Annotated in this window: 15 protein-coding genes and 6 tRNA genes; 11 read left to right on the top strand and 10 right to left on the bottom strand. The window is 75.4% G+C overall.

Going from position 1 to position 16,503, the window contains the following annotated elements; all coding sequences use genetic code 11:
• Positions 1 to 1,320: 1,320 nt before the first annotated feature.
• Together cobA and ACZ4VL_RS18335 are read left to right on the top strand one after the other, a co-directional pair.
• On the top strand, positions 1,321 to 2,553 hold the full coding sequence (gene cobA / locus ACZ4VL_RS18340) for a uroporphyrinogen-III C-methyltransferase (protein ID WP_468200721.1): 1,233 nt from the start codon (positions 1,321 to 1,323) through the stop codon (positions 2,551 to 2,553).
• A gap of 58 nt (positions 2,554 to 2,611) precedes the next feature.
• On the top strand, positions 2,612 to 3,430 hold the full coding sequence (locus tag ACZ4VL_RS18335) for a TrmH family RNA methyltransferase (protein ID WP_361091695.1): 819 nt from the start codon (positions 2,612 to 2,614) through the stop codon (positions 3,428 to 3,430).
• A gap of 3 nt (positions 3,431 to 3,433) precedes the next feature.
• Here the strand turns inward: ACZ4VL_RS18335 and ACZ4VL_RS18330 are convergent, their stop codons facing one another.
• The gene (locus ACZ4VL_RS18330; protein ID WP_468200718.1) at positions 3,434 to 4,645 is read right to left on the bottom strand and encodes a serine/threonine-protein kinase; all 1,212 of its coding nucleotides are present in this window, start codon (positions 4,643 to 4,645) and stop codon (positions 3,434 to 3,436) included.
• A gap of 600 nt (positions 4,646 to 5,245) precedes the next feature.
• Here ACZ4VL_RS18330 and ACZ4VL_RS18325 point away from each other — a divergent pair.
• Together ACZ4VL_RS18325 and ACZ4VL_RS18320 are read left to right on the top strand one after the other, a co-directional pair.
• Complete coding sequence (locus ACZ4VL_RS18325) at positions 5,246 to 5,431, top strand: hypothetical protein (RefSeq protein ID WP_468200715.1); 186 nt, start codon at positions 5,246 to 5,248, stop codon at positions 5,429 to 5,431.
• A gap of 250 nt (positions 5,432 to 5,681) precedes the next feature.
• Positions 5,682 to 6,695, top strand: a complete 1,014-nt coding sequence (locus ACZ4VL_RS18320; protein ID WP_468200714.1) for a phosphotransferase family protein — start codon at positions 5,682 to 5,684, stop codon at positions 6,693 to 6,695.
• Positions 6,696 to 6,778: 83 nt separating this feature from the next.
• On the opposite strand, the gene ACZ4VL_RS18315 is transcribed toward ACZ4VL_RS18320, so the two are convergent.
• The 5 genes from ACZ4VL_RS18315 to ACZ4VL_RS18295 all read right to left on the bottom strand — a co-directional run bounded on the left by ACZ4VL_RS18315 (position 6,779) and on the right by ACZ4VL_RS18295 (position 7,253).
• Positions 6,779 to 6,850 (bottom strand) — tRNA-Val (locus ACZ4VL_RS18315).
• 52 nt (positions 6,851 to 6,902) lie between these two features.
• Positions 6,903 to 6,974 (bottom strand) — tRNA-Val (locus tag ACZ4VL_RS18310).
• Between the two features lie 19 nt (positions 6,975 to 6,993).
• A tRNA-Val gene (locus tag ACZ4VL_RS18305) sits at positions 6,994 to 7,065 on the bottom strand.
• A gap of 1 nt (position 7,066) precedes the next feature.
• Positions 7,067 to 7,140: transfer RNA gene (locus tag ACZ4VL_RS18300), tRNA-Cys, on the bottom strand.
• A gap of 40 nt (positions 7,141 to 7,180) precedes the next feature.
• Positions 7,181 to 7,253 (bottom strand) — tRNA-Gly (locus tag ACZ4VL_RS18295).
• 181 nt (positions 7,254 to 7,434) lie between these two features.
• Here ACZ4VL_RS18295 and ACZ4VL_RS18290 point away from each other — a divergent pair.
• The 3 genes from ACZ4VL_RS18290 (at position 7,435) to ACZ4VL_RS18280 (ending at position 10,248) form a co-directional block, all read left to right on the top strand.
• On the top strand, positions 7,435 to 8,490 hold the full coding sequence (locus ACZ4VL_RS18290; RefSeq protein ID WP_468200712.1) for a chorismate-binding protein: 1,056 nt from the start codon (positions 7,435 to 7,437) through the stop codon (positions 8,488 to 8,490).
• 16 nt (positions 8,491 to 8,506) lie between these two features.
• Complete coding sequence (locus ACZ4VL_RS18285; protein WP_468200710.1) at positions 8,507 to 9,331, top strand: aminotransferase class IV; 825 nt, start codon at positions 8,507 to 8,509, stop codon at positions 9,329 to 9,331.
• A 92-nt stretch (positions 9,332 to 9,423) separates the two neighbouring features.
• Positions 9,424 to 10,248 (top strand): GNAT family N-acetyltransferase, encoded by an 825-nt coding sequence (locus ACZ4VL_RS18280; RefSeq protein ID WP_468200707.1) that lies wholly within the window; start codon positions 9,424 to 9,426, stop codon positions 10,246 to 10,248.
• Positions 10,249 to 10,298: 50 nt separating this feature from the next.
• Here ACZ4VL_RS18280 and ACZ4VL_RS18275 read toward each other — a convergent pair whose 3' ends face one another.
• Entirely contained in the window at positions 10,299 to 10,802 is a 504-nt protein-coding gene (locus tag ACZ4VL_RS18275; protein ID WP_468200704.1) for a DsbA family protein, read from the bottom strand.
• 182 nt (positions 10,803 to 10,984) lie between these two features.
• On the opposite strand from ACZ4VL_RS18275, the gene ACZ4VL_RS18270 reads away from it, so the two are divergent.
• Both ACZ4VL_RS18270 and ACZ4VL_RS18265 read left to right on the top strand, forming a co-directional pair.
• The gene (locus ACZ4VL_RS18270; protein WP_468200812.1) at positions 10,985 to 11,449 is read left to right on the top strand and encodes a hypothetical protein; all 465 of its coding nucleotides are present in this window, start codon (positions 10,985 to 10,987) and stop codon (positions 11,447 to 11,449) included.
• Between the two features lie 109 nt (positions 11,450 to 11,558).
• Positions 11,559 to 11,738, top strand: coding sequence for a hypothetical protein (locus ACZ4VL_RS18265; RefSeq protein WP_256987697.1), 180 nt, complete (start codon positions 11,559 to 11,561; stop codon positions 11,736 to 11,738).
• On the opposite strand, the gene ACZ4VL_RS18260 is transcribed toward ACZ4VL_RS18265, so the two are convergent.
• Both ACZ4VL_RS18260 and ACZ4VL_RS18255 read right to left on the bottom strand, forming a co-directional pair.
• Positions 11,679 to 12,299 carry a CGNR zinc finger domain-containing protein gene (locus ACZ4VL_RS18260; protein WP_468200701.1) on the bottom strand — a complete coding sequence of 207 codons (621 nt, stop codon included), beginning with the start codon at positions 12,297 to 12,299 and terminating at the stop codon, positions 11,679 to 11,681. The two genes, ACZ4VL_RS18265 and ACZ4VL_RS18260, sit on opposite strands and share 60 nt — an antisense overlap.
• A 291-nt stretch (positions 12,300 to 12,590) precedes the next feature.
• A complete protein-coding gene (locus tag ACZ4VL_RS18255; protein WP_030011909.1) occupies positions 12,591 to 13,004 on the bottom strand; it encodes an SsgA family sporulation/cell division regulator in 414 nt (137 codons plus the stop codon).
• A 177-nt stretch (positions 13,005 to 13,181) separates the two neighbouring features.
• On the opposite strand from ACZ4VL_RS18255, the gene ACZ4VL_RS18250 reads away from it, so the two are divergent.
• Positions 13,182 to 13,649, top strand: coding sequence for a TIGR02611 family protein (locus ACZ4VL_RS18250; RefSeq protein ID WP_468200698.1), 468 nt, complete (start codon positions 13,182 to 13,184; stop codon positions 13,647 to 13,649).
• Positions 13,650 to 13,695: 46 nt separating this feature from the next.
• A tRNA-Val gene (locus ACZ4VL_RS18245) sits at positions 13,696 to 13,767 on the top strand.
• A 121-nt stretch (positions 13,768 to 13,888) separates the two neighbouring features.
• Here ACZ4VL_RS18245 and ACZ4VL_RS18240 read toward each other — a convergent pair.
• On the bottom strand, positions 13,889 to 16,438 hold the full coding sequence (locus tag ACZ4VL_RS18240; protein WP_468200696.1) for an SCO7613 C-terminal domain-containing membrane protein: 2,550 nt from the start codon (positions 16,436 to 16,438) through the stop codon (positions 13,889 to 13,891).
• Positions 16,439 to 16,503 lie beyond the last annotated feature (65 nt).

Below are 16,503 nucleotides of genomic sequence, written 5' to 3'. Positions count from 1 at the left end.
GGCCCGTCGGCTGTCCGGACCCGTCGGCCGTCCCGGCCCGTCGGCTGTCCGGACCCGTCGGCCGTCCCGGCCCGTCGGCTGTCCGGACCCGTCGGCCGTCCCGGCCTGCGCGCCGTCCCGGCCTGCGCGCCGTCCCGGCCCGGCGACTCGGCCTGGCGGCCGGCTCGGCCGCCCGCCGACTCTGCCCGTCCGGTCGGCCTAGCTCGGCCTAGCTCGGCCTGGCCCTGCCTAGCTTGGCCCGCCTGGCCTGCCCGGCCTGACTCGGCTCGGCGGTCCGGCCCGCTCGCCTGGTTGGTCGGCCTGTTTGGCCTGGTCGGTCGGGTCGCCTGCCGGCTCGCTTGCTCGGCTCGGCCCGCTCGGCCCGTCCGGCCCGTCCGGCCCGTCCGGCCCGTCCGGCCCGTCCGGCCCGTCCGGCCCATCCGGCCTGGGCCGGTCCGTCCGGCCTGGGCCGGTCCGCGTCGTCGCGGACGCTGCCGCCGTCCCGAGGACGCTTCTGCGGCATGCTGCTTGGGGCTGCTCTTGCTGCCGCTGGCCCCGGGGCCGCTTCCGCAGTCGCGGTCTGAGATGGCTTCTGCTGCCGCTGGTCTGGGGCCATTTCCCCCACCGGCCGGTTTGCGGCCGCTGTCGTTGGTTTGCGCCGCTGCTGTCGCGCTGCTGCCGGGTCCGACTGTCTGCCCCGCTGGCGCGATCCGGTCCGCCAATTCCAGCCTCGCCGACGTTTGAGGCGCGGGGGTCCGGGGGCTGGCCCCCGGCAGCGGCGGCGTGGCCGAGCCTCGGCATGCGGCTCCGCCCAGACCTGAATCAGCCTCGCCGGCGTTTGAGGCGCAGCGGTACGGGCCTCCGCCTCCGCCCCGCGGCCCAGCCGCGCTCGGCTTGCCGCCCCCCGGCGGGGTCGGAGCCCGTACGGGGGCTCCCCGGCAGCCCATTGTCCTCCCGGTTCGGGCCGGCCCCTCAAGGGCGCTCCTGCGTCGCGTCGCTTCGCGATGGCCTTCGGCCACCCTTGACCGACCGTCCCGCCCCGGAATGCCAAAGAGCCGCCGGGGAGCCCCCGAAGGACGGCCAGGGGGACGGGTCGAGAGGCGGCCCCGTCAGGGATGCGGGGCGCCCGCTCCGGCCTCGTGCCGGATGTCGGGGCGCGGGGCGGCCGGCGAGCAGGCGGCCGCGGCCGGGGTTCGGGCCGCGCTTCGCCGGGGCCAGGGGTTGGCGCGCGGGCCCGGGGCCTTATCGTGGACCCGGACAACGAAACCGCACGTCACGAAGACAAGCCGCTCCAGCGCAGCAGCGGCCCGCAGATCCGCCGCATCAGGAGCCGCAACCGCCATGGCACACCCCGCCTACCCTGTAGGACTCCGCCTCGCCGGCCGGCGCGTCGTCGTCATCGGCGGCGGCCAGGTCGCCCAGCGCCGGCTGCCGGCGCTGCTCGCGGCCGGTGCCGACGTCGTTCTCGTCTCGCCGTCCGCGACCCCGTCCGTCGACGCGATGGCCGAGACCGGTGAGATCCGTTGGGAGCGCCGCCGCTACCAGGACGGCGACCTCGCAGGCGCCTGGTACGCGCTGATCGCCACCCAGCACCGCGAGGTCAACGAGCAGGCCTCCGCCGAGGCCGAGCGCGAGCGGGTCTGGTGCGTCCGCGCCGACGACGCTTCCGCCGCCACCGCCTGGACGCCGGCCACGGGCCGCGTCGAAGGGGTCACCGTGGCCGTGCTCACCGGGAACGACCCGCGGCGTTCGGCCGCCGTGCGCGACGCCGTGGTCGAGGGGCTCCGCGACGGCTCCCTCACCGCCCCGGCGCACCGCGGCCGGCAGCAGGCCGGTGTGGCGCTCGTCGGGGGCGGGCCGGGGGACCCGGACCTGATCACCGTGCGCGGTCGGCGTCTGCTCGCCGAGGCGGACGTCGTCATCGCCGACCGGCTCGGGCCGCGCGACCTGCTCGACGAACTCCCGCCGCACGTCGAGGTGATCGACGCCGCGAAGATCCCGTACGGGCGCTACATGGCCCAGGAGGCCATCAACAACGCCCTGATCGAGCACGCCAAGGCAGGCAAGGCCGTGGTCCGGCTCAAGGGCGGGGACCCGTACGTCTTCGGGCGGGGCATGGAGGAGCTCCAGGCGCTCGCCGAGGCGGGGATCGCGTGCACCGTGGTTCCCGGGATCTCCAGCTCCATCTCCGTGCCCGCGGCCGTCGGGATCCCCGTCACGCACCGGGGCGTCGCGCACGAGTTCACCGTGGTGAGCGGGCACGTCGGGCCCGACGACCCGCGGTCCCTGGTGGACTGGGCCGCGCTGGCCCGGCTGACCGGCACCCTGGTGATCCTCATGGGGGTCGACAAGATCGGCTTGATCGCGGAGGCCCTGGTCCGTCACGGCCGCCCGGCCGACACCCCTGTCGCCGTCGTCCAGGAGGGCACCACCGCCGCCCAGCGGCGGGTCGACGCCACGCTGGCCACCGTCGGCGAGCGGGTGCGGGCCGAGGACGTCCGGCCGCCCGCCGTCATCGTCGTCGGCGACGTCGTACGGGTCGCTGAGACCGGCCCCACGCCCCCGACCCACTGAACCCCCGCCGCCCGACAGGGGCGTTGGCACCACACCCAGGACAAGGCAGTATCACCCTGTGGCTGATCTCATCACCGTCGAGGACCCCGACGACCCGCGCCTGCGCGACTACACCGGCCTGACCGACGTGGAGCTGCGGCGCCGCCGCGAACCCGAGGAGGGCCTGTTCATCGCCGAGGGCGAGAAGGTCATCAGACGGGCCAAGGACGCCGGGTTCGAGATGCGCTCGATGCTGCTGTCCGCCAAGTGGGTCGACGTCATGCGGGACGTCATCGACGAGCTGCCCGCCCCGGTGTACGCCGTCAGCCCGGAGCTCGCCGAGCGGGTGACCGGCTACCACGTGCACCGCGGCGCCCTCGCCTCCATGCAGCGCAAGCCGCTGCCGGAGGCGGCCGAGCTGCTGGCGGGGGACGGGGCCGGACAGCGCATCGCGGTCTTCGAGGGGTTCGTCGACCACGCCAACCTGGGCGCCGCCTTCCGCAGCGCCGCCGCCCTCGGCATCAGCGCGATACTCCTGTCCCCGGACTGCGCCGACCCGCTCTACCGGCGGGCCATCAAGGTGTCCATGGGATCCGTCTTCTCGGTGCCGTACGCCCGCCTCGACTCCTGGCCGGCCGACCTGGAGAAGGTGCGCGAGGCGGGCTACCGCCTGCTGGCCATGACGCCGAGCCCCAAGGCGACGCCGCTCGACCAGATCCCGCCGGAGCGCTTCGAACGCTGCGCCATCATGCTGGGCTCGGAGGGGCACGGCCTGTCGACGCACGCCCTGCGCGCCGCCGACGAATGGGTCCGGATCCCGATGGCCGAGGGCATCGACTCCCTCAACGTCGCCGCGGCCTCCGCAGTGGCCTTCTACGCGACCCGCCCCCGGGCCTGACCGTCAGAGCTTCTGGGCCGCGGCGATGCCGAGGGCCACGATCAACGTCACCACGACGAACACGATCAACCGCTGCCGCATCAGCCGAGGGTCCGGCCGGGTGGGCCGCCGCCCCGCCCCCGTCGTACGCGGGGCCGGACGGCCACCCGTGGTACGACCGGCGGTCGGCCGGGACGACGGCCCGCCCGGGTTCCGCGGCGAGGACGGCCGCGAGGACGGGCCCTCCACCGCACCCCGGACGGCGGCCCTGCCCGCCGCCTGCGGGGTCGGCGTGCCGCCCGTGCGCCGCTCCCGCCGCTCCCCGCGGTCGTCCGGATACGGCTGCGGCAGCCGCCCCGTGGGCCGGTCGGGCCGCGGCACCCGCTGCACCGGCGGGCGCCCGTCGGACAGGCCCTGCGCCTCGCGGGCGGCGATCTCCTTCAGCCGCATCGACAGCTGCAGCGTGGTGGGCCGGTCCTCCGGGTCCTTGGCCAGGCAGGCCCGTACGAGCGGTGCGAGTGCGTCGGGGACGCCGACCAGGTGGGGTTCCTCGTGCACCACGCGGTAGAGCATGACCTCGGAACTGCCGTGCCCGAAGGGGGAGTCGGCGGTCGCCGCGTACGCGAGGGTGGCGCCCAGCGCGAAGACGTCGGTGGCCGGCGTGACGGCCGCGCCGCGCACCTGCTCCGGCGCGAGGAAACCGGGGGAGCCCACGGCGGTGCCGACGTGGGTGAGGGTGCTGGCGCCGGTGGCCCAGGCGATGCCGAAGTCGATGATCCGCGGCCCCTTGGGCGACAGCAGGATGTTCGACGGCTTGAGGTCCCGGTGCACTACCCCGGCCTCGTGGACGGCGACCAGGCCCTCCGACAGGGCGGCGCCGATCGCGGCGATCTGGGCGGCCGTGAGGGGGCCGTCCTCGGCCACCTTGTCGTGCAGCGACGGCCCGGGCACGTACTGGGTGGCGAACCACGGGCGCTCGGCCTCCAGGTCCGCGGCCACCAGGCGCGCCGTGCACCCGCCGCGGATCCGCCGGGCGGCGGACACCTCGCGGGCGAAGCGGGAGCGGAACTCCTGGTCCTCGGCCAGGTCGGGCCGGATCACCTTGAGGGCGACGCGCTGCCCGCGCCGGTCGGACCCCAGGTAGACCACACCCATCCCGCCGGCGCCGAGCCGCCGGTGCAGCCTGAACGAGCCGACGACACGCGGGTCCTCGCGCCGGAGCCGCATCATCGCCATGTCCACCCCGCTGCCCGGTCGTCCTGTTGACGTGGCACAGCTTACGGACGATCCGGCACGAGCGCTCAGAGGCCGCGCCCTCGCCCCCGTAACCGATCCTCTGTGCGGCGACGCCCACTTGAGGGTGTCTCAGCACCGGGTGGGGTGCGTCGCCACTGAGGGGATGAGTCGTCAAACCGCCCTCGGGTCAAGGAGGTTGGAGTTCCCGCGTGCTCGGCGGGGAGTGCTGCCCGGCGGGCGGCGGGACCGTGCGCGGGGCGTGTGAGCCGGGCGGCCGTCCAGGTGTCCCGTACGCCGACACGCGTGTGCGGGGAGTGACGGAAGTGAGCGAATTCACTACCCTCCGGTCATCTTTCGCGATCAAGCCCGGCTGCAGCCCCGTGCCGCCCCCTCCGGGAGATCCCCCATCCCGCGGGTGAAGTCTCCACCCAGCGGAGTACGCCGGAGGCGCCCCGTCATCCTCCTGGAGGCCCTCCAATGGGTACGAGGGCAGGACGCCGCGCCACCCCCGCCCCCCTTATGTTGAGGACATGCGGCGGGCGGAATTCTCGTCCCCCGAGGTCCCGGGCCCGCCGCAGCCAGACGACAGGGGCGAGGACCATGGCGGACACGGCACGGCACGGACGCAAGGCCTTCGCGTTCCACGCCCACGAGTCCGGTACGCGCCACCCGCTGGTGGCCGCGGCCATGGTCATCCCCCTGGCCGCCCTCCTGCTCTTCCTCTTCGGAGGCTTCGACCAGGTGGCGGCACAGGCGTCGTCCGTGGGCGTGATGCTGGGGCGCTGAGCGGCGCCCCGGGTCCGGGAGAGCGGCCCGGACCGGGACATCGGCCCGTCGAACCCCGTGGGGACGGGGGAGCGGCGGACGGCAGGTGAAGGGTGCTGCCCGTGCGACTGGGGAGTCGCACGGGCAGCACGCTCACGCATGCCCGGAACGCCGGAGGACGTCCACGAACGCCCCGCACGACCGCGTCATGCCGGCCGCCTTTTCGTAACCTGCTCCCGAGAGGGCGAGTGACGACCGTTCGGGAGCCGCGATGAACCAGGAGCACGCCGCCCGGCGCCTCGGGAAGGGCTCCGTGCCCGCCCCCGCGGCGCCGCTGCCCGCCGCGCTGGCCGCCTACGCCACCGGCGAGCCCGCGGCCCCGTACGAGCTCCTCGCCGACCGGGAGGACGGCACCGTCGTCCGCTGCGGCGGCATCGTCGCCAAGGCCCACGCCGCCGACAGCGACTGCGACGACCTCGCCGTCCGGATGCGGATCGCCGCCGACCGGGCACTCGCCGGCGTCCTGCTGCCCCCGCTCCGCCCCGGGGCGGACCTGCTGCGCGGCCGCCCGGTCTCCCTGTGGCCGTACGGGGTCCCGGTCGACCCCGGCCTCCCCGAGGCCGCCCCCTGGGAGGCCGCCGCCCGGTTGCTGGCCGCCCTGCACCAGGTGCCGCTCGACGGGCTCCCGGGCCCGCTCCCGCCCATGCGCGGCCCCGCCAAGCTCTCCCGCGCCCTCGGCCGGCTCTCCCGCGCCGCCTCCGCAGAACACCACGGCCACCGTTTCGAACCGGGCCTCGGCCCCGCAGTGGTCCGGGACGCCGCCCGGGCCCTGCCCGCCTGGGTGCGCGGGACGGCCCCGGCGCCGCCGGGCGGGGTCCTGTGCCACGGGGACCTCCACCTGGGCCAGCTGGTGCGGGGCGGCGCCGCCGACGGCTGGCGGCTCATCGACGTCGACGACCTGGGCGTCGGGACACCGGCCTGGGACCTGGCCCGGCCCGCCGCCTGGTACGCGGCCGGGGTGCTCAGCGCCGCCGCCTGGAGCCGGTTCCTCGACGCCTACCGGGCCGCCGGGGGGCCGGCCGCCGGGCCGCCCGGCCGCGATCCCCGGCCGGCCCTCGACCTCGCGGCCCGCGCCCTGACCGTGCAGACCGCCGCCCTCGCCCTGGCACGTTCGGCCGAGAACCGCCGCCGACTCGACGACGTGGAACGGCTGATGGTGGAGTCCTGCGCCCGGATCGCCGCGCTCCCACCCGACACGGCGGCCCGCGCCCCGGCGCCGCACTAGCCGGGCCGCGCACCCCTCCGGCGGAATCCCCGGGTGGAAACGCGGAAGCCCCGGCCGTCGAGACGGCCGGGGCTTCCGGTCGGTGCGCGATACTGGGATTGAACCAGTGACCTCTTCCGTGTCAGGGAAGCGCTCTCCCGCTGAGCTAATCGCGCGGGCTCCACGGCTCGAAAGCCGCAGGTCAAACAGGTGTTGCAGGATACTGCGTGCGCGATACTGGGATTGAACCAGTGACCTCTTCCGTGTCAGGGAAGCGCTCTCCCGCTGAGCTAATCGCGCGGGGGACCCGAAGATCCAGTGGACGATACTGGGATTGAACCAGTGACCTCTTCCGTGTCAGGGAAGCGCTCTCCCGCTGAGCTAATCGTCCTTGGAGGTGGAGACGGGATTTGAACCCGTGTAGACGGCTTTGCAGGCCGTTGCCTCGCCTCTCGGCCACTCCACCTCGGAGTTGCGGGGGTTCTCGGGAAGATCCCCCACCTCAGAGCGGACGACGAGACTCGAACTCGCGACATCCACCTTGGCAAGGTGGTGCTCTACCAACTGAGCTACGTCCGCACTGTCACCCTGTTCGCTCCGGGGTTCTTCCCCTTCGCTCCCTGGCGACGTGTTGAACTCTAGCGGATTCCCGGGCCAGCTCAAAAACGCGTTTCCGCAGCGTGCTGCCACCCGATCACCACCGGTCACCCGCCGGACACCTCCACGGCGGCTTTCCGCCACCGGTCATAGACTCGCAGCCGTGCACGACCTGCTTCCCCTGGCCCGCTTCGGCGGCCTCCTCGCGACCGATCTCCGCGACGTCACGAGCGACCCCGCGGCCCTCGACTCCTCCGGCTTCTGGGCGGTCGCCGCAGACTTCGAGGGCCGTCTGGTCTGCGCGCGGTTCGGCGACGTACGCCCCGCGCCCGTCCCCGAGCCCGTCCCGGGCGCCTGGCGCGGCCCCGCCGCCGACGCGTGGTCCTCCTCCCTGGACCGGGACGCGTACACGGCCGGCGTCCGCCGCATCCGCGCGCACATAGCCGCCGGCGAGGTCTACCAGGCCAATCTCTGCCGCGTGATGTCCGCACCGCTGCCCGATCCGGACGGCGCCGACGTGGACGCCCTGACGGCGCTGCTCGCCCGCGGCAACCCGGCCCCGTACGCCGGAACGATCCGCCTCCCGGCGCACGGCGTGGAGATAGCCACCGCCTCCCCCGAGCTGTTCCTGCGCCGGGCCGGGCACCACGTGGAGTCCGGCCCGATCAAGGGCACCGGCCGCACCGCGGCGGACCTGCTGCCCAAGGACCACGCCGAGAACGTGATGATCGTGGACCTGGTCCGCAACGACCTGGGCCGGGTCTGCGCCACCGGCTCCGTCACCGTCCCCGAACTGTGCGCCGTCGAGGAGCACCCGGGTCTGGTCCACCTCGTCTCCACCGTCAGCGGGGAACTGGCCGACGGCGCCGGCTGGCCGGAACTGCTCGCCGCGACCTTCCCGCCCGGCTCCGTCACCGGCGCGCCCAAGTCCTCCGCCCTGCGGATCATCGAAGCCCTGGAGACCGCCCCGCGCGGCCCCTACTGCGGCGGCATCGGCTGGGTCGACGCCGACCACGGCACCGCCGAACTCGCCGTCGGCATCCGCACCTTCTGGATCGACCGGCAGGCCCCCGGCGGCCCGCGCCTGCTCTTCGGCACCGGCGCCGGCATCACCTGGGGCTCCGACCCGGACCGCGAATGGGCCGAGACCGAGCTCAAGGCGGCCCGGTTGCTGCGGGTAGCGTCGGGGCAGCATGCGGTGACATCCACCCCTGGCTGAGCGGAGGGATCGTACGGTGATGATCTGGCTCGACGGCGCGCTGCGGGACGCCGAAAGCGCGCGGGTGTCCGTGTTCGACCACGGGCTGACCGTCGGCGACGGCGTGTTCGAGACCCTGAAGGCGGAAGGGGGCCGGGTCTTCGCCCTCACCCGCCACGTGGAACGGCTGACCCGCTCCGCCCGCGGCCTCGGCCTGCCCGACCCGGACCCGGACGAGGTCCGCCGGGCCTGCGAGGCCGTCCTCGACGCCAACCCCATGCCGCTCGGCCGGCTGCGGATCACCTACACCGGGGGGCTCTCGCCGCTCGGCTCCGACCGCGGCGACTCCGGACCCACCCTGGTCGTCGCCGTCGGCGAGACCACCCGCAGGCCGGACACCACCTCAGTGATCACCGTGCCCTGGGTGCGCAACGAGCGCTCCGCCGTGGCCGGGCTGAAGAGCACCTCCTACGCGGAGAACGTCGTCGCGCTCGCCGCCGCCAACAAGGCCGCGGCCTCCGAGGCCCTGTTCGCCAACACCCTCGGCCGGCTCTGCGAGGGCACCGGCTCCAACGTGTTCGTCGTCCTGGACGGGGAACTGCACACCCCGCCCCTGTCCTCCGGCTGCCTCGCCGGGATCACCCGCGCCCTCGTCGTCGAATGGGCCGGTGCCAAGGAGACCGACCTGCCCTTCGACGTACTGGACCGCGCCGAGGAGGTTTTCCTGACCTCCACCCTCCGCGACGTGCAGGCCGTCCGCCGCATCGACGGCCGCCCGCTCGCCGCGGCCGCCCCGGGACCCGTCACGACCGCGGCCATGCGGACCTTCGACGCGCGCGCCGCCGACGACCTCGACCCGTAGCCGACCCGCCCCCGGAGCACCCCGCCCCGCAGCGGCCGCACGGCCCGGAAATCCGCTGTGCACGCGCCCGCGGGGCGGGTAGAACCACAAGGATGACCACCACCCTGCGGCCCAGCGGGCCGCTCCAGCAGGGCGCCGGCGGCGCCCGGTCGCGCCCCTACGAGATCCGGGTCAACAGCAGGCGCGTCGGTGCCCTGCTCATCGCCTGCGACAGCCCCTTCGGACCGGAGGTCGGGGAGATCCGCGACCTGGCCGTCGACCCGCCCGACCGCGGCCGGGGCCGCGCCACCGTCGCCGCGCTCGCCGCGGAGGAGGTCCTGCGCGGCTGGGGGTGCCGCCGCATCCGGGCCGTGGTGCCCGCGGGGTCGCCGGGCGGGATCCGCCTGGCCGAGGCCCTCGGGTACGTCGAGTACAGCCGCAACATGGCCAAGGAACTCCCCGACGGCCCGCCCGCACTGCCGGCCGGGGTCCTCGGCCGGGCGATGACGGCCGCCGAGTACGCGCAATGGCTGCCCAGGGCCGTCCAGGGCTACACCGAGGACATGATCAGCCGCGGCATGCCGGCCGAGGCCGCCCGGGCCAAGTCGGAGGACGACCACGCCCGCGGCCTGCCCCAGGGACCGGCCACGCCCGGCACGCACCTCCTCGTCCTGGAGGCCGCGGGGGCGCCCGTCGGCACGGTCTGGGTGGGACGGAACGAGGAGGGGGCCTACGTCTACGACGTCGCGGTCGGCGAGCAGCACCGCGGCCGCGGACACGGCCGGGCCCTGATGCTGCTCGCCGAACGCGCCGCCGTCGGCGCGGGCGAGCGGACCATGGGGCTGCACGTCTTCTCGGGGAACGTCCCCGCCCTGCGGCTCTACGAGTCCCTCGGCTACCGCCCGACCGGGCTGAACTACACCAAGGACCTGATCTAGCCCCGGCCCCCGGCCCCCGGTCCGCGGTTCCCGGCTCCGGCCGGCTTCCGCTAGCTCGCGCTCTCGGCGAGCAGCCGGTCCGCGATCTCCTCGATGCGGGCGCGCAGGCCCTCCTGGCTCTTGCCGCCGTCCAGGCGCTCGCCGCCGATCACGTACGTGGGCGTGCCCGTCACACCGATCGCCTTGCCCTCGGCGTGGTCGGCGTCGACGATCAGGATGTGCCGCCCGTCGATCAGGGCGGTGTCGAACTCCTCGGCGTCGAGACCGAGTTCACGCGCCACATCGAGCAGCACGGCCTCGCCGCGCTCGCCCAGCTCCGCGGTGCGGGCGAGGACCGCCTCGGCGTACGGCCAGCCCTGCCCCTGCTCGGCCGCCTCCTCGGCGGCCTGCGCCGCGGCGAAGGCGTGCTTGTGCTTCTCCAGCGGGAAGTGGCGCAGCCGGATGTCCAGCCGGCCGCCGTAGCGGGCCCGCAGGGCGCGTACGTCGTCCAGAGCGCGGTGGCAGTCCGAGCACTGGAGCTCGCACCAGACGTCGAGGATCACGGAATCGGTCATGCGGACAGTCTCCCAGCCACCGGCCCCCGGTGGCGCCGCCCACCCCCTGAGGAGGAGGCGGACCCCGAGATGTCCCGGAGATCCGGCGCGGCGCCGTCCGGCGCGTGGCCCCGCCGGCGGCGCCCGGTGCAGGATGGATGGGGACGGAGAACCGCCCTGACGGCACTGCCCTGGAGGACCGCATGCTCGCCGAGACCATATGTTCCGCGCTGGCCGCGGCAGGCCTGGGCATCGCCGCGGTGACCGCCTACCGCAAGCGCTTCCGCACGGCCGCGCGGATCGCGGCGTACGCCCTGGTGCCGGCCGGGCTCGTGCTGACCGGCGCGGTGGCGTGGGCCTCCGACATCGTCTTCAAGCCGACCGTGTGGGCGGGCTTCGGCGTCCTCGCGCTCGCCTGGGCGCTGTTCGCCGCCACGCGTGCGGTCGAGCGCCGCGGCCTCGGCAAGGCGGGGCAGAAGGAACCGGCGGCCGCGAACGCCGGCGAGCCCGGGAAGGCCCCGCGGGCGGCCCGGGGGAGCGCCGCGCGGGACGCCGTCGCGCCCACCGCGTCCGCGCCCTCACTCGGGCAGGCGGCGGCCCGGCCGAAGCCCGCGTCCGACGACGACTTCTCGGACATCGAGGCGATCCTGAAGAAGCACGGAATCTGAGCCGCCGCACCCGGTTTGCCGCGCGGATGACGAGAAGGGGTGAACTCCCGAGCGAACGCACGCGTGTTGGGGGCACGGCCCCGGTGCGCTGGGCCATCATCGCCCCGACATGCTCGAGACATCGCAGGGTGAGCCGACGGTTCCCGCGCCGGCCGCGGCTCCCGCCCCCGTTGCCGAGGAGCCGCGAGGCTGCCTCTTCGCGCTTTCCCAGCCACCCCTGATGATCTTCCTAGGGGTGATCGGCACCCTGCTGCTGCTCGCCGCCGTGCACGACCTCTTCCTGCTCTGACGCCCCGGCGTCGGCCTCCTTGCGCCGCGCCCGGTACGCCGCCACGTGCAGCCGGTTCCCGCAGGTCCGGCTGTCGCAGTAGCGCCGCGAGCGGTTGCGGGACAGGTCCACGAAGGCCCGTCGGCAGTCGGGGGCCTCGCAGCGGCGCAGTCGCTCCTGCTCGCCGGAGACCACGATGAAGGCCAGCGCCATGCCGCCGTCCGCCGCGAGGTGGTCGCCGAGCGAGGCGCCGGGGGCGAAGTAGTGGACGTGCCAGTCGTAGCCGTCGTGGTTGGTCAACTGGGGGGTCGTGCCGGCCGTGGCGACCAGTTCGTTGACCAGTGAGGCCGCGGCGCGGGCGTTCGGCGCCGCGAAGATCTGGGCGAACTTGCCGCGGACGGCGCGCACGCCGGCCAGGTCGCGGGCGCCCAGGTCGCCGACGTCACTGATCTTGTACTCGCGGACGAACTCGCGCAGCGAACCGACGTCCGCGAGCCCGTCGGGCTGGTCCGCCTCGGCCGCGGTGTTCACCAGCGCGACGACGACGTCGAGCGCGCCACGGGTGTCGTGGGGGATCTGCACGGAACTCGCTCCCTGTGGCCGGGCCTGCGGCGACGGGCCGGTGCCGCCGCTTGGGGGCCGACTCTAGCCGCCCCCGGTCGCCGCCGGGAGGTGCCCCGGTGTCGGCGGCCGGTGCGGAGAAGTCGGCGGCCGGTGCGGAGAAGCACACCGGCGCCGCCCTCGCGGGAGGCTCCCGCGAGAACAGCGCCGGCACCGCCTATGTGGTTTTTCCCCAGCCCGCACCGTCGCCCCGAGTCGGACGGTGCGCAGTGGTCCCCGGCTGCCGCCGGGGCGCTCCCCGCGGGGGCTGGCTCAGCTCTCCGCCAGGATGTGCGAGAGCTCCTTGTCCAGGTCGAAGTGCCGGTGTTCGGTCCCGGGCGGGACCGCGGCGTCCGTGCGCTTGAGGAATGACTCGAGCGCCCGGGCGGGTGCTTCGAGCAGTGCTTCTCCCTCCGGTGAGCTCAGGGCGATGCAGACGACGCCCTGACCGTGGCTGCGGGACGGCCAGACGCGGACGTCCCCGGTTCCGGTGGGCCGGTGGAGACCCTCCGCGAGGAGGTCGCGGGCGAACACCCATTCGACCGTCTCCTCGGCGCCGGTGTGGAAGGTGGCGTGCACGGCGTAGGGATCGGCCGTGTCATACCGCAGGCCCGCGGGAACAGGCAGTGAGGACTCGCTCGACACAACGAGGCGCAGGTGCAGCTCGCAGCTGACCGTGGTGTTCATAAGCGCCAGGGCCTTTCGCTCAGTGTGCGCTCGGGGATTCGCACGTCGGCGAAATCGACATGCCACCTACGGTGCCGTTGTAAACCCCTCTGACCGTTTTGCGGACCTCTGGGTCCCTCGGACGGCGGATCCACACCGCCATACCCGTGTGCTTCCGGCTCCGGTAGATTCGGGCTCATGAATACGGGGAGTGACCGCGAGACCCAAGGGTCCGCAGCCGGCCAGCCCGGCACCGACGCCGGCGCCGAGAGCGCCGTGACCACCACCGAGAAGGCGCACGTGTCGAAGGCGCCCGCGTTCATCCGGCGCAGCCGCTCGCTGCACGTCAGCTGGCAGGTCGGCGTCTTCGTCGTCGGCCTCGCCGTGATCGCCGCGGGCGTGGCCATGCTCGTCCTGCCCGGTCCCGGATGGGTCGCGATCTTCGCGGGCCTGGCGATCTGGGCCACCGAGTTCGCCTGGGCCCACCTCGTCCTGGCCTGGACGAAGCGCAAGGTCACCGAAGCCGCGCAGAAGGCCCTCGACCCGAAGGTCCGCCGCCGCAACATCATCCTGACCACGGTCGGACTCGTGATCGCCGGCGCGCTGATCGGGTTCTACCTGTGGAAGTACGGCCTCACCATGCCGTGGGACCTCAAGGACCAGTGATGGTCAGGGAGCACCGCTGACATGGGGTAATGTTTGCGGTGTGCCCGGGCGATTAGCTCAGCGGGAGAGCACTTCGTTCACACCGAAGGGGTCACTGGTTCGAACCCAGTATCGCCCACCCGGACCGAGGGCCCGGAGACGTAGACCGTCTCCGGGCCCTCGGTGTTTTTCACCGGAACGGCCGCACGGCGGCGGCACCACCGGTGGCCGCCCACCCGCCCGGGCCCCTGGCGGCGGCCTCAGCGGAAGCGGCCCAGCGCGGCCCGGAGCCGGCGCGCGTCCCGCAGCCGCTTCTCGTACGTAGCCCCCACCACCAGGAGCAGCAGCCCCGCCAGGGCCGGCGGCAGCCAGCGCGGCAGCACCCCGACCACCTGCACCACGTACGGGGCCAGCTCGTGCAGGGCCACTGCGGCCAGGACCCCGCCCCCCAGCAGCAGCGGGGCCTGGAGCCTGCGGTGCGCGCCCACCAGGGTCACCGCGAGCGCCGCCGCGCCGAGCAGCAGCGGCCGCAGCCAGTACGGGTCCTGCCAGGCCTCGGCCAGGCCGGGCAGCAGCGTCGCCGCCAGCCCCGGCCCGTACGCCGTCCAGGACGAGGCCTCCGGGTCCCTGCGGCGGCGCAGCAGACCCACCGCCAGGGCCGCCACCGTCACCGGCAGCGTGTACGCCTCCGTCACCGTCACCCCGGACGCCCACAGCCGCAGCCACGCCGCCGCGACGCCCAGCACCGCCGCCGCCCAGCCCAGCCGGCGCCGCTCCGGCCGGACGGCCGCCCCCGCACAGACCACCGCGGCCAGCGCACACGCCAGCGACAGCACCGCCGGCTCCCGGGCCGCCACGGCGAGCGCCACCGCGCCCACCCCGGCCGCGGCCGCCTCCGCCGCCGTACGCACCGGGCCCCACCGCGGCCCCGCGGCCACCGGAGCCGCGGCCACCGCCAGCAGCGGCAGCGCCCACCAGGCCACCGGGAGCCCCGCCAGCGCGCACACCGCCGCCACCGTCGCCGCCGCGAACCCGACGGCGCACACCGCCGCACCCGCCCGCAGGTCCGCCGGGGCGCTGCGGAGCCGGGCCGCCGCGGCAGCCCCCGCACCGAGCAGCCCGAACACCGCGAACGTGGCCCAGCGCCCGTCCAGCGCGGCGAGGGCCACGTCCACGGCCCCCACCGCGGCACACACCGCAGCCACCCGCCCCGCACCACCGACGGCGACTCCAGCACCGGCGGCACCCGCGGAGCTCGCCGGGCCCGCGGCACCCGTCGCACCCGTCACACCCGTGTCGGCCGGGTTCCCGGCGGCGGTCGCCGTCCGCAGCGCGACCGCGGCGGCCGCCGCTGTGACCGCCAGCTGCGCGCCGAGCACCAGCGGCACCGGCAGGCCCCGGCCCATCGGCGCCGTGAACAGCCCGGCCCAGCCGCACACCACCGCGACCGCCCGCGCGGCCGCAGCCCCAGACACACCCGCGCCGGCCGTTCCCGTACCCGCCGTGCCCGGGCCCGGGCCTGCAGCGGCCGGGGCCGTCCCGCCCGGGCGGGACGGGGGCAGGAGACGGGCCGCGCACCATGCGGCCAGCGCTGCGATCAGCAGGGTCGCGACCGCGGGGGTGACCGGGCCGGACGCCGCCACCCCGGCCGGGACCGCCGGGGTCCACGCCTCCCGGGCCACGTCCACGCGCGACAGGAGCGGCCCCAGCGTCGACGCCAGGCCCCACACGGCGGCCCCCGCCGAAACCACGGCTCCCGCCCGACCCAGCCCGTGCCGCACCGCCGCCGGCAGTGCGCCCACCGCGGCCGCGCCCAGCAGCGGCAGCGCGAGCAGCAGGCACACCGCCACCGGCCAGCCCGTCGCCAGCTCCGGCCGGACCGGGCCGGCGAGCGCCGCCACCGCCGCCAGGCCGCCCGCCAGCGCGGCGCCCGACGCGGCCGGCACCCGCCAGGCCACCGCGACGCCCAGCGCCGCGCACCCCGCGGCCAGCAGCGCGGGACCCACGGCGGCGGCCGCCGTCGCCGCGGTCAGCAGCTCCGGCAGCGCGCACAGCAGCGCCCCGGCGCCGCACACCGCCGCCAGGACCCACACCGCCGGAACCGTCCGGGCCGCCCGTGCCCACCGCCGTGCGGCGAAGCCCCCGCACACCGCCAGGACGCAGTCCAGGACCGCGGTCCCCAGCAGTGCCCAGCCGAGCCCCACCGGGTCCTGATCCGCGGCGAGCGCCGCCAGCGGCAACGGGAGCTGCACGGCGAGCACCGCCCCCGCGGCCGGGACCACCAGCCTCGCCAGCGTGACCGCGTACACCGCCCACACCACCGCCAGCACCGCCGACGCCGCGGCCGCGTACCCCGTACCGCCGGTGCCCGGCAGGGCCACCGCGCGCACCGCGTACGCGTCCAGCACCGTCAGCAGCAGCCCGACCGCCGCCACCGACTCGGCCGTCGACCGCAGCCCGCGCCGCAGCAGCAGCGCCGGCGCGCCCAGGGCCGCCCCGGTCACCACGCCGAGCACCGCCGAGCGCCCCCCGATCCCCAGGGAACCCCAGCTGACCAGGGTGAACGCCAGAGCGGCCACCGCCAGCAGCACCGCACCCAGCGTCAGCAGCACGTTCTGCGCACCCGGGCCCGAGGCCTCCGCCGCACGCACGGGCGGCGTGACCGGCATTCCGGACGGCGCCACGGCCGGCACCGCGAACTGCAGCAGCCAGGCCCGACGGTCCAGCAAGTACCCGCGCCTGGCATCGAGTTGCGCCAGCTCACGGTCGATCAGCGCCAGCTCCTGGGCGGGCGGCAGGGGCATGTTCATGCTCGGAGTGTGGCGCCGGTCACGCCCCCGGGGCATGGGTGCACGTACTCATTTCCGCGCTGAGT

It is taken from the genome of Streptomyces sp. NPDC029014 (assembly GCF_055564695.1).
This window is presented reverse-complemented; position numbering and strand designations above follow the sequence as displayed.